12 protein-coding genes are annotated in these 11,861 nt (G+C 70.0%); all 12 read left to right on the top strand.

What is annotated here, in order from left to right:
• Positions 1-77 precede the first annotated feature (77 nt).
• The 12 genes from Mco01_RS09530 (at position 78) to nuoK (ending at position 11,846) form a co-directional block, all read left to right on the top strand.
• The gene (locus Mco01_RS09530) at positions 78-1,352 is read left to right on the top strand and encodes a geranylgeranyl reductase family protein (RefSeq protein ID WP_239103459.1); all 1,275 of its coding nucleotides are present in this window, start codon (positions 78-80) and stop codon (positions 1,350-1,352) included.
• Positions 1,353-1,452: 100 nt separating this feature from the next.
• Positions 1,453-1,812, top strand: coding sequence for an NADH-quinone oxidoreductase subunit A (locus Mco01_RS09525; protein WP_036325316.1), 360 nt, complete (start codon positions 1,453-1,455; stop codon positions 1,810-1,812).
• Positions 1,813-1,814: 2 nt separating this feature from the next.
• Positions 1,815-2,366 carry a NuoB/complex I 20 kDa subunit family protein gene (locus Mco01_RS09520; RefSeq protein WP_036325317.1) on the top strand — a complete coding sequence of 184 codons (552 nt, stop codon included), beginning with the start codon at positions 1,815-1,817 and terminating at the stop codon, positions 2,364-2,366.
• Positions 2,363-3,028 (top strand): NADH-quinone oxidoreductase subunit C, encoded by a 666-nt coding sequence (locus Mco01_RS09515; protein ID WP_204056512.1) that lies wholly within the window; start codon positions 2,363-2,365, stop codon positions 3,026-3,028. Before Mco01_RS09520 ends, Mco01_RS09515 begins: the two co-directional genes overlap by 4 nt.
• A gap of 73 nt (positions 3,029-3,101) precedes the next feature.
• A complete protein-coding gene (locus tag Mco01_RS09510; protein WP_204056511.1) occupies positions 3,102-4,418 on the top strand; it encodes an NADH-quinone oxidoreductase subunit D in 1,317 nt (438 codons plus the stop codon).
• Positions 4,415-5,098: an NADH-quinone oxidoreductase subunit NuoE gene (nuoE, locus tag Mco01_RS09505; RefSeq protein ID WP_204056510.1), complete on the top strand. Its 684-nt coding sequence runs from the start codon at positions 4,415-4,417 to the stop codon at positions 5,096-5,098. Before Mco01_RS09510 ends, nuoE begins: the two co-directional genes overlap by 4 nt.
• Entirely contained in the window at positions 5,095-6,381 is a 1,287-nt protein-coding gene (gene nuoF, locus Mco01_RS09500) for an NADH-quinone oxidoreductase subunit NuoF (RefSeq protein ID WP_204056509.1), read from the top strand. Before nuoE ends, nuoF begins: the two co-directional genes overlap by 4 nt.
• The gene (locus Mco01_RS09495; RefSeq protein WP_204056508.1) at positions 6,378-8,774 is read left to right on the top strand and encodes an NADH-quinone oxidoreductase subunit G; all 2,397 of its coding nucleotides are present in this window, start codon (positions 6,378-6,380) and stop codon (positions 8,772-8,774) included. The genes nuoF and Mco01_RS09495 overlap by 4 nt, the downstream gene beginning before the upstream one ends.
• On the top strand, positions 8,771-10,129 hold the full coding sequence (nuoH, locus tag Mco01_RS09490) for an NADH-quinone oxidoreductase subunit NuoH (protein ID WP_204056507.1): 1,359 nt from the start codon (positions 8,771-8,773) through the stop codon (positions 10,127-10,129). The genes Mco01_RS09495 and nuoH overlap by 4 nt, the downstream gene beginning before the upstream one ends.
• Positions 10,116-10,631 carry an NADH-quinone oxidoreductase subunit NuoI gene (nuoI, locus tag Mco01_RS09485; protein WP_204056506.1) on the top strand — a complete coding sequence of 172 codons (516 nt, stop codon included), beginning with the start codon at positions 10,116-10,118 and terminating at the stop codon, positions 10,629-10,631. The genes nuoH and nuoI overlap by 14 nt, the downstream gene beginning before the upstream one ends.
• Entirely contained in the window at positions 10,624-11,553 is a 930-nt protein-coding gene (locus Mco01_RS09480) for an NADH-quinone oxidoreductase subunit J (protein ID WP_239103458.1), read from the top strand. Before nuoI ends, Mco01_RS09480 begins: the two co-directional genes overlap by 8 nt.
• A complete protein-coding gene (nuoK, locus tag Mco01_RS09475) occupies positions 11,550-11,846 on the top strand; it encodes an NADH-quinone oxidoreductase subunit NuoK (RefSeq protein WP_036325326.1) in 297 nt (98 codons plus the stop codon). The genes Mco01_RS09480 and nuoK overlap by 4 nt, the downstream gene beginning before the upstream one ends.
• The last annotated feature ends 15 nt before the right edge of the window (positions 11,847-11,861 follow it).

Below are 11,861 nucleotides of genomic sequence, written 5' to 3'. Positions count from 1 at the left end.
GTTTGTGAAGTGGTTCACAAAGGCACGAAGGTCCCAAACCATTCGAGGCCTTCCTTGTTGGACAGGACAGGTCCCCCGTGAGCGAGCAACCCCGCGTAGCGCGGACAGCGGTGGACGCCGACGTCATCGTCGTCGGCGCGGGCCCCGCGGGGTCGACGGCCGCCTTCTACCTCGCCCGGTCCGGCCTCGACGTGCTGCTCCTGGAGAAGACGCGCTTCCCGCGGGAGAAGGTGTGCGGCGACGGTCTCACGCCGCGGGCCGTCAAGGAGCTCGTCGCGATGGGCGTCGACATCGACGCGCCCGGCTGGATCCGCAACAAGGGGCTGCGGGTCGTCGGCGGCGGCCTCCGCCTGGAGCTCGACTGGCCGGAGCTGCACAGCTACCCCGACTTCGGGCTCGTCCGCACCCGCGCCGACTTCGACCAGATCCTCGCCCGGCACGCGGAGGAGCGCGGCGGCGTCCGCCTCCGGGAGGGCGTGAACGTCACGGGCCCCCTGCTCGACGAGCGCAGCGGCCACGTCGTCGGCGTCACCGCCAAGGCGGACGGCGAGGAGGTCGCCTACCGGGCGCGCCTGGTGATCGCGGCCGACGGTAACTCCACGCGCCTGTCCATCGCGTTGGGGCTGCACAAGCGCGAGGACCGCCCGATGGGCGTCGCCGTGCGGACCTACTACACCAGCCCGCGGCACGACGACGACTACCTGGAGTCGTGGCTCGAGCTGTGGGACGAGGACCGGCTGCTGCCCGGCTACGGCTGGATCTTCGGCGTCGGCGACGGCACCTCCAACGTCGGCCTCGGCCTGCTGAACACCAGCGACGCGTTCAAGAACATCGACTACCGCGACCTGCTCAGGCGCTGGGTCAAGAACATGCCCGCCGAGTGGGGCTTCACCGACGAGAACATGACGGGCCCGATCAGGGGCGCCGCGCTGCCGATGGGGTTCAACCGGCAGCCGCACTACACCCGCGGGGTCATGCTCGTCGGCGACGCGGGCGGCTCGATCAACCCGTTCAACGGCGAGGGCATCGCGTACGCCATGGAGACCGGCCGCATCGCCGCCGAGGTCGCCGTGCAGGCCCTGTCGCGGCCCACCCCCGCCCAGCGTGAGCGGGTGTTACTCGCGTACCCGCGTATTCTGAAAGACGCCTACGGCGGTTACTTCACCCTCGGGCGGCTCTTCGTGGAGGCGATCGGGAGGCCCGGGGTGATGAAGTTCGCCACGCGGCACGGGCTGCCCCACCCCACCCTGATGAGATTCGCCCTGAAACTTCTCGCTAATCTCACAGACCGGCGAGGCGATGCCTCGGACCGCATAATCAACGCCCTGTCCAAGGTGGCTCCGCCTTCATGACCGAGATGTACCGCACACTGCCGCCGGTCGACGAGACGGCCGATCAGCCCGGCGCTCTCGTGATCGACCAATTTCACCGAGTAAGCGAGGACATGTAGCCATGGAGCTGTATGTGCCGATTCTGGTGCTCGCGGTCCTCGCGGCGGGGTTCGCCGTGTTCTCCGTGGGCATCGCGCCCTTCACCGGGCCGAAGCGCTGGAACCGCGCCAAGCTGGACGCCTACGAGTGCGGCATCGAGCCGACTCCGCAGCCGGTCGGCGGCGGCCGCTTCCCGCTGAAGTACATGATCACCGCGATGCTGTTCATCGTGTTCGACATCGAGATCATCTTCCTCTATCCGTGGGCGGTGGCCTTCGACAAACTCGGCGTGTTCGGGCTGGTCGAGATGGTGCTGTTCATCGTCACCGTCCTCGTGGCGTACGCCTACGTCTGGCGCCGTCGCGGCCTCGATTGGGATTAGCCATGGGTCTTGAAGAGAAACTCCCGAGCGGGTTCGTCCTCACCACCGTCGAGCAGGTGGCGGGCTGGGCCCGGAAGAACTCCGTCTGGCCGGCGACCTTCGGTCTCGCCTGCTGCGCGATCGAGCTGATGGCGACCGGCGGCCCCAAGCACGACCTCGCCCGGTTCGGCATGGAGCGCGCCTCGGCCTCTCCCCGCCAGGCGGACCTCATGATCGTGGCCGGCCGGCTGTCGCAGAAGATGGCGCCGGTGCTGCGGCAGATCTACGACCAGATGGCCGAGCCCAAGTGGGTCATCGCGATGGGCGTCTGCGCGTCCAGTGGCGGCATGTTCAACAACTACGCCATCGTGCAGGGCGTGGACCACGTGGTGCCCGTCGACATCTACCTGCCCGGCTGCCCGCCGCGCCCGGAGATGCTGATCGACGCCATCGTGAAGCTGCACGACAAGATCCAGAACATGAAGTTCGGCGCGCACCGCGAGCGGCAGATCGAGGAGCTCGAGCTCCAGGCGCTGCGCACGCTGCCGCTGATCGACCAGGGGGCCGGGAAGTGAGCACGGAGAATCTGCCCGGGCTGCCGGAGGAGCCGGTCGCCCGCAGGGGCATGTTCGGCGTCAAGGACACCGGGGACACCTCCGGCTACGGACGCCTGGTCGTGCGCCGTCCTCCCAAGCCGTCGAGCGTCCGGCCGTACGGGTCGTACTTCGACGAGGTGGCGGACGCGCTGGAGCCGGCCGTGGGCGACGCGATCGAGCGGGTCGTGGTGGACCGCGGCGAGGTGACGTTCCACGTGTCGCGTGAGCGTCTCGCCGAGGTGCTGCGCCACCTGCGGGACGACCCGGCGCTGCGGTTCGAGCTGTCGCTCGGCGTCTCGGGCGTCCACTACCCGGACGAGACCGGCTCGGAGCTGCACGCGGTCTACCACCTGTGCTCGATCACGCACAACCGCAGGGTGCGCGTCGAGGCCGCCTGCCCCGACGCCGATCCGCACGTTCCCTCCACAGTCTCGGTCTACCCGACGCACGACTGGCATGAGCGCGAGACGTACGACTTCTTCGGAATCGTCTTCGACGGGCACCCGGCGCTGACCCGGATCGAGATGCCCGACGACTGGGAGGGGCACCCCCAGCGCAAGGACTACCCCCTCGGCGGCATCCCGGTCGAGTACCGCGGCGCCGAGGTCCCCGCGCCGGACAACAGGAGGTCGTACTCGTGAGCGAGCGTAGCGAGCGAGCCAGTAAGCGCAGCAGCGTCGCTCACGAGGTGACGAGCGAAGCGAGGAGACGGTCGTGAGCGCAACGGAGACCGAGGGCCGGATCTACGACGTCGCGGGCCAGGACTGGGACGAGCTGGTCCAGAACGTCACCGACTCCGCCGAGGAGCGGCTGGTCGTCAACATGGGCCCGCAGCACCCGTCGACGCACGGCGTGCTCCGCCTGGTGCTGACGCTCGACGGCGAGACGGTGACCGAGGCCCGCACGGTGATCGGCTACCTCCACACCGGCATCGAGAAGAACATGGAGTTCCGGACGTGGACCCAGGGGGTCACGTTCGTCACCCGCATGGACTACCTCGCGCCGATCTTCAACGAGACCGCGTACTGCATGGCGGTCGAGAGGCTCCTCGGCATCACCGACCGCGTGCCGGAGCGGGCGCAGGCCATCCGGGTCATGATGATGGAGCTCAACCGGATCTCCTCGCACCTGGTCGCCATCGCGACGTACGGCCTGGAGCTGGGCGCCACGACCCCGATGCTGTTCGGCTTCCGCGAGCGGGAGCTGGTGCTCGACCTGTTCGAGTACATCACCGGCCTCCGGATGAACATGGCGTACGTCCGGCCGGGCGGCGTGAGCGTCGACCTGCCGGCCGGCGCGGTCGACAAGATCGGCGAGTTCCTCAAAATCATGCCGGGCCGGATCAAGGAGATGCGCAAGCTCCTCGACGCCAACCCGGTCTACACCCGCCGGACCAAGGACGTGGCCTACCTCGACCTGACCGGCTGCATGGCGCTCGGGATCACCGGGCCGATGCTGCGGGCCGCCGGCCTGCCGTGGGACCTGCGCAAGTCGCAGCCGTACCTGGGCTACGAGACCTACGAGTTCGACGTGCCCACGCAGAACACCTGCGACGTGTACGGCCGCTACCTGGTCCGGGTGGCCGAGATGGAGGAGTCCCTAAAGATCATCGAGCAGGCCCTCGACCGGCTCTCCGGTCCGCTGAAGGGCGGCCCGGTGATGATCGAGGACAAGAAGATCGGCTGGCCCGCGCAGCTCGCGCTCGGCCCCGACGGCCTCGGCAACTCGCCCGACCACATCGCCCACATCATGGGCAGCTCGATGGAGGCCCTGATCCACCACTTCAAGCTGGTGACCGAGGGCTTCCGGGTGCCCGCCGGGCAGGCGTACGCCTCGGTGGAGTCGCCGCGCGGCGAGCTCGGCGCCCACGTCGTCAGCGACGGCGGGACCCGGCCGTACCGCGTGCACTTCCGCGACCCGTCCTTCACTAACCTGCAGGCGCTGCCCGCGACGTGCGAGGGCGGCATGATCGCCGACGTCATCTCGGCGGTCGCCTCGATCGACCCCGTCATGGGAGGTGTGGACCGGTGACCTACGCACCCGAGGTCCGCGCGCGTCTGGAGACGGACGCCAAGGAGATCATCGGCCGCTACCCCCGGCCGCGCTCGGCCCTGCTGCCGCTGCTGCACCTGGTCCAGTCGGAGGACGGCTACGTCTCCGACGACGGCCAGGAGTTCTGCGCGGAGATGCTGGGCCTGTCGAAGGCCGAGGTCGTGGGCGTGGCCACCTTCTACACGATGTACAAGCGCAAGCCGGCCGGCGAGTACAACGTCGGCGTCTGCATCAACGCGCTGTGCGCCGTGATGGGCGGCGACCAGATCTGGGAGGAGCTCAGCGAGCACGTCGGCGTCGGTCACGACGAGACGACCTCCGACGGGAAGATCACGCTGGAGCGGCTGGAGTGCAACGCCGCCTGCGACTTCGCGCCCGTGATGATGGTCAACTGGGAGTTCTTCGACAACCAGACGCCGGATTCGGCCAGGCAGCTCGTCGACGACCTGCGCGAGGGCAAGGAGGTCGCGCCGACCCGCGGGCCGTCCAGGCTGTGCACGTTCAGGGAGGCCTCGCGCGTGCTCGCCGGGTTCCCCGACGGGCTGGCCGGCGAGGGTCCGTCGGCCGCCGGCCCGTCGCTGGAGGGGCTGCGGCTGGCCAAGGCCAACGGCTGGGAGGCCCCGAAGCCGGGCGCCCAGGAGCGGGGGAGCGAGAAGTGACGACGCTGACGCCGGTCCTCACCGGGAACTGGGACCTGCCCGACTCGTTCACCCTCGGCGGGTACGGCGAGTACGAGGCGGCCAAGAGGGCCCTGGGCATGGACCCGGACGCCATCATCCAGATTGTCAAGGACTCTGGCCTGCGCGGCCGCGGCGGCGCGGGCTTCCCCACCGGCATGAAGTGGGGCTTCATCCCGCAGAACGACGGCAAGGCCCACTACCTCGTGGTCAACGCCGACGAGTCCGAGCCGGGGACCTGCAAGGACATCCCGCTCATGATGGCCAACCCGCACTCGCTGGTGGAGGGCGTGATCATCACGTCCTACGCCATCCGGGCGAACTACGCCTTCATCTACGTCCGCGGCGAGGTCCTCCACGTCATCCGCCGGGTGCAGGCGGCCGTCCGGGAGGCGTACGAGAAGGGGTACCTGGGCGCGAACATCTTCGGCTCGGGCTACGACCTGGAGCTCGTCGTCCACAGCGGCGCCGGCGCCTACATCTGCGGCGAGGAGACGGCGCTGCTCGACTCGCTGGAGGGCTACAGAGGTCAACCTCGCCTCAAGCCCCCCTTCCCCGCCGTCGCGGGCCTCTACGCGAGTCCCACCGTCGTCAACAACGTCGAGTCGGTGGCGAGTGTTCCGAGCATCGTGGCCAACGGCGCCGACTGGTTCGCCGGGATGGGCACCGAGAAGTCGAAGGGCTTCGGCATCTTCTCGCTCTCGGGCCACGTCACCCGCCCCGGCCAGTACGAGGCGCCGCTCGGCATCACGCTGCGCGAGCTCCTCGACATGGCGGGCGGCATCCGCGAGGGCCACGAGCTGAAGTTCTGGACGCCGGGCGGCTCCTCGACGCCGATCTTCACGGCCGAGCACCTGGACGTGCCGCTCGACTTCGAGTCGGTCGGGGCGAAGGGCTCGATGCTCGGCACCCGCGCCCTGCAGATCTTCGACGAGACGACCTGCGTGGTCCGGGCCGTCCTGCGGTGGACCGAGTTCTACGCCCACGAGTCCTGCGGCAAGTGCACCCCCTGCCGGGAGGGCACCTACTGGCTCAAGCAGGTGCTCAAGCGGCTGGAGAAGGGCCAGGGGACCGAGGACGACCTGGCCACCATCACCGACATCGCGGACAACATCCTGGGCCGCTCGTTCTGCGCCCTCGGCGACGGCGCGACGAGCCCGATCCACTCGTCGGTGAAGTACTTCCGCGACGAGTACCTCAAGCACTTCGAGATCGGCGGCTGTCCGTTCGATCGCGCCGCTTCCACGGTGTGGGGGTCCAAGTGACAGTTCAGACGACGCAGCCGGAGCAGCCGGTCGTGGACATGGTCACCCTGACCATCGACGGCTTCCAGATCAGCGTCCCCAAGGGCACGCTGATCATCCGGGCGGCCGAGCTGCTGGGGATCCAGGTCCCCCGCTTCTGCGACCACCCGCTGCTCGCGCCCGCGGCCAACTGCCGGCAGTGCCTGGTGGACATCACCGACGCGGGCAACGGCCGGGGCTTCCCCAAGCCGCAGCCGTCCTGCGCCATCGAGGTCGCCGAGGGCATGGTCGTGAAGACCCAGCTCACCTCGCCGGTCGCCGAGAAGGCTCAGCGCGGCGTCATGGAGATGCTGCTGCTGAACCACCCGCTCGACTGCCCGGTCTGCGACAAGGGCGGCGAGTGCCCCCTGCAGAACCAGGCCATGTCGAACGGCCAGGGCGAGAGCCGGTTCGAGGAGCACAAGCGGACGTTCGAGAAGCCGGTCCCGCTGTCGACCGAGGTGCTGCTCGACCGGGAGCGCTGCGTGCAGTGCGCCCGGTGCATCCGGTTCTCCGACCAGATCGCCGGCGACCCCCTCATCGACTTCTTCGAGCGGGGGGCCAAGGAGCAGGTGGGCGTCGCCGACGGCGAGCCGTTCCAGTCCTACTTCTCGGGCAACACCATCCAGATCTGCCCGGTGGGCGCGCTGACCGGCGCTGCCTACCGCTTCCGCTCCCGCCCGTTCGACCTGGTCTCCACGCCGAGCGCGTGCGAGCACTGCGCCTCGGGCTGCGCGCTGCGCACCGACCACCGCCGGGGCACCGTGACCCGCCGGCTGGCCGGGGACGACCCCCAGGTCAACGAGGAGTGGAACTGCGACAAGGGTCGCTGGGCCTTCACGTACGCGACCCAGCCCGACCGCCTGCGGTCGCCGCTCGTCCGCGACGAGGACGGCCGGCTCGTCCCGGCGTCCTGGCCGGAGGCGCTCGCGGTGGCGGCCCAGGGCCTCGCCCGGGCGCGCGGCAGGGCCGGCGTGCTGGTCGGCGGCCGGCTCACCGTCGAGGACGCCTACGCCTACAGCAAGTTCGCGCGGGTGGCCCTCGGCACCAACGACATCGACTTCCGGGCCCGCGCCCACTCCGAGGAGGAGGCCCGCTTCCTCGCCCATGCGATCGCGGGCAAGGGCATCGAGGTCTCCTACACCGACCTGGAGACGGCCCCGGCCGTCCTGCTCGCCGGCTTCGAGCCCGAGGAGGAGTCGCCGATCGTCTTCCTGCGGCTGCGCAAGGCCGCGCGGAAGAGGGGCCTGAAGGTCTACTCGATCGCGCCGTTCGCGACGCCGGGCCTGGTCAAGATGAACGGCACGCTCATCCGCACCCTCCCCGGCGCCGAGGCCGAGGCGCTCGGCGACCTGGTCACCGGCGACCTGCTGCCCGCCGGGGCGGTCATCCTCGCCGGTGAGCGGCTCGCCACCGCCCCCGGCGCCCTGTCGGCGCTGGTACGGCTCTCGCAGGCCACCGGGGCGCGGCTCGCCTGGGTGCCGCGGCGTGCGGGCGAGCGCGGCGCGTTGGAGGCCGGCGCCCTGCCAGGCCTGCTGCCGATCGGCCGCCCGGTCGAGGACGAGACCGCGCGGGCCGAGGTGGCCAGGGTGTGGGGCGTCGCCTCGCTGCCCGCCGCCCCCGGCCGCGACACCGCGGGCATCATCGAGGCCGCGCTGAACGAGGAGCTCGACGCGCTGGTCGTCGCGGGCGTCGACCCGTACGACCTGCCGGATCCGGCCCGCGCGCTGGCGGCGCTGGAGAACACCCCGTTCATCGTCAGCCTGGAGACGCGGGCGAGCGCGGTGACCGACCGTGCCGACGTGGTTCTGCCGGTCGCCGTCGTGGCCGAGAAGTCCGGGACGTTCGTCGACTGGGAGGGCCGGGGCCGCTCGTTCGACGCGGCCACCCCGGTCTCCGGCGTCATGAGCGACCTGCGGGCCGTCGACTCGATCGCCGACCACATGGACGTCCACCTGGGCCTGCCGGACTCCGCCGCCGCCCGCCGCGAGCTGGCCGCCATCGGCGCCTGGCGGGGCGGGCGGACACTGGCCCCGGTCGCCGCGGCCCCGGTCACCCGGGAGCCGCGCGCGGGCGAGGCCGTGCTGGCCACCTGGCACCTGCTCATCGACGACGGCCGGATGCTGGACGGCGAGCCGTACCTGGCGGGCACGGCCCGGCCGGCCGAGGCGCTGATCTCCCCGGCCACGGCCGCCGAGATCGGCGCGGCCGACGGCGGGAAGATCACCATCGGTGACGGCACGGTCGTGCCGGTGCGTGTCGCCGACCTGCCCGACCGCGTCGTGTGGCTGCCGTCGAACTCCGCCGGCCTGTCCGTCACCCGCGACCTTCGCGCCGCGGCGGGCGACGTCGTAACCATCGGGAGCGTCTCGTGAACAACCCCGGACCCACGCTGAGCGACTTCGGCCACGATCCCCTGTGGATCTCCATCATCAAGGCCGTCGCGATCTTCGTGTTCCTCATGCTGGGCGTGCTGTTCGGCGTGTGGACCGAGCGCAAGCTCATCTCGCGCATGCAGCACCGGTACGGCCCCAACCGGGCCGGCAAGTTCGGCCTGCTGCAGTCGGTGGCCGACGGCCTGAAGATGGGCCTCAAGGAAGACCTCATGCCCCGCACGGTGGACAAGGTCATCTACTTCCTGGCCCCGGTGATCATCGCCGTCCCGGCCTTCCTGGCCTTCTCGGTCGTGCCGTTCGGGCCGATGGTCTGGATGTTCGGCCACCGGACGCCGCTGCAGCTCACCGACCTGCCGGTCGCGGTCCTGCTGGTGCTCGCCACCGCCTCGATCGGCGTGTACGGCGTCGTGCTCGCCGGGTGGGGCTCCCGCTCGCCGTACGCGATCCTGGGCGGTCTGCGGTCCAGCGCCCAGGTCGTGTCGTACGAGATCGCGATGGGCCTGTCGTTCGTGGCGGTCTTCCTGCAGGCGGGCACGCTGTCCACCTCGGAGATCGTGGCCAAGCAGGCGGGCGGCGGCACCTGGGACGTGCTCGGGCTGCACATCCCGACCCCGTCCTGGTACGTGTTCTCGCTGATCCCGTCGTTCCTGATCTACGCGATCACGATGCTGGGCGAGACGAACCGCGTGCCGTTCGACCTCCCCGAGGGTGAGGGCGAGCTGGTCGGCGGCTTCCACACCGAGTACTCCTCCTCGCTCAAGTTCGCGATGTTCATGCTCGCCGAGTACGTGAACGTGTTCACGGTCTCGGCGATGGCGATCACGCTGTTCTTCGGCGGGTGGCGGGCGCCGTGGCCGATCTCCCTGTGGGCCGGGGCGAACTCCGGCTGGTGGCCGCTGCTGTGGTTCTTCGCCAAGATGGTGATCGCATTCGGGTTCTTCGTCTGGGTGCGGGCCTCGCTGCCGCGCGTCCGGTACGACCAGCTGATGGCCTTCGGCTGGAAGGTGCTGATCCCGCTCAACCTGGGCTGGATCCTCCTGGCGGCCACCTTCAAGGCCATGCGCATGCCGGAGGTCGACCGGGCCGTCATCCTGACGATCGGCGCGGTGGTCATCATCGGCGGTTTCGCGATCTGGCTGCGGTTCGACACGGTCAACCAGCGTCGCAGGGAGGCCAAGGCCGCCCAGATCGAGGAAGAGTTCGAGCAGCTGCGCGAGGAGCCGGCGGCGGGCGGGTTCCCTGTCCCGCCGCTCGACCTCCCGCACTACCACGGGGTCGTGCCGGCGGCGCGCCTTCACCCCGACGCCAAGGAGGTGACCAGTGGGAGCAACTGATTGGCTGAACCCGATCAAGGGATTCGGCGTCACCTTCCACCACATGTTCAAGAAGCCGGTGACGGTGAACTACCCGGAGGAGAAGCGGCCCACGGCGCCGCGGTTCCACGGGCGGCACCAGCTGAACCGGTGGCCCGACGGGCTGGAGAAGTGCGTCGGGTGCGAGCTGTGCGCCTGGGCCTGCCCGGCGGACGCGATCTACGTCGAGGGCGGGGACAACAGCGAGACCGAGCGGTACTCCCCGGGCGAGCGGTACGGCAGGGTCTACCAGATCAACTACCTGCGCTGCATCATGTGCGGGCTGTGCATCGAGGCGTGCCCCACCCGGGCGCTCACGATGACCAACGAGTACGAACTGGCGGACTCCAGTCGCGAGGCGCTGATCTACACCAAGGAGATGCTCCTCGCGCCGCTCGGCCCCGGCATGGAGCAGCCGCCCCACCCGATGCGTCTCGGCGAGACCGAAGAGGACTACTACCGGTTGGGTCGAAGCAATGGGTGAGTCCATCACGTTCTGGGTGCTCGCGGTCGTCTCCGTGGTCGCGGCACTCGGACTCGTCTTCAGCCGGAGGGCCGTCTACTCGGCCCTCATGCTCGGCGTGGTCATGCTCTCGCTGGCGGTGCTGTACGCGGTGCAGGACGCGCCGTTCCTCGCCGCCGTGCAGATCATCGTCTACACCGGCGCCGTGATGATGCTGTTCCTGTTCGTGCTCATGCTCGTGGGCGTCGACTCCTCCGACTCCCTCGTGGAGACGATCAAGGGTCAGCGCTTCTGGGCCATCGTGGCCGGGCTCGCCTTCGCCGCGCTGCTCGCGTTCGGGATCGGCAACGCCTTCGTCGCCGCGCCCAAGGGCCTGACGGCCGCCACCCAGGGCGGCAACGTGCCGTCGCTGGCGCAGCTGATCTTCACGCGGCACGTGTTCGCCTTCGAGGTGACCTCGGCGCTGCTGATCACGGCGGCGCTGGGCGCGATGGTGCTGGCGCACCGGGAGCGCACGGCTCCCAAGGCCACCCAACGGGACCTGTCCCGCCAGCGCTTCGTCACCTTCGGCCGTACCGGCAAGAACCCGGCGCCGCTGCCCGGCCCCGGCACCTACGCCCGGCACAACGCCATCGACATGCCGGCGCTGCTGCCCGACGGCGGCGTCTCGCCGCTGTCGGTCAACCGGTACATCGCCCGGCACGAGGCCGAGGAGGGCACGCTGCCCCCGGAGATCGCCCGCGTCCTGGAGCAGGACGACCTCGAACGGCGGTCCAACGGGCACTCCACGCCCACCCTGGCCGAGGACGCCAGGAGCGGCCCGGACACCGAGCCCCTGATCGAGGACGAGGACGACGAGGCCGCCCCGCACGACCAGCCCGACGAGGCGGTCACGGCCGGCCGGATCGCCCCCCGCCCGCGCAGCGAGGAGGACGGCAAGTGACCACTCACTATCTGGTGCTCTCCGCGCTGCTCTTCGCGATAGGCGGCGTCGGCGTGCTCGTACGGCGCAACGCCATCGTGGTGTTCATGTGCGTGGAGCTCATGCTCAACGCCTGCAACCTGGCGTTCGTCACCTTCGCCCGGCAGAACGGCAACCTCGACGGCCAGGTCATCGCGTTCTTCGTGATGATCGTGGCCGCCGCCGAGGTGGTCATCGGCCTGGCCATCATCGTGACGATCTTCCGAACCCGCAGGTCCGCGTCGGTCGACGACGCCAGCCTGCTGAAGTACTAAGAGGTGGCCGTGGAA

Origin of the sequence: Microbispora corallina, assembly GCF_016863035.1 — a bacterium.
GTDB lineage: Bacteria > Actinomycetota > Actinomycetes > Streptosporangiales > Streptosporangiaceae > Microbispora > Microbispora corallina.
The sequence above is the reverse complement of the archived record's forward strand: the minus strand, read 5'-3'. Positions and strand labels throughout refer to the sequence as shown.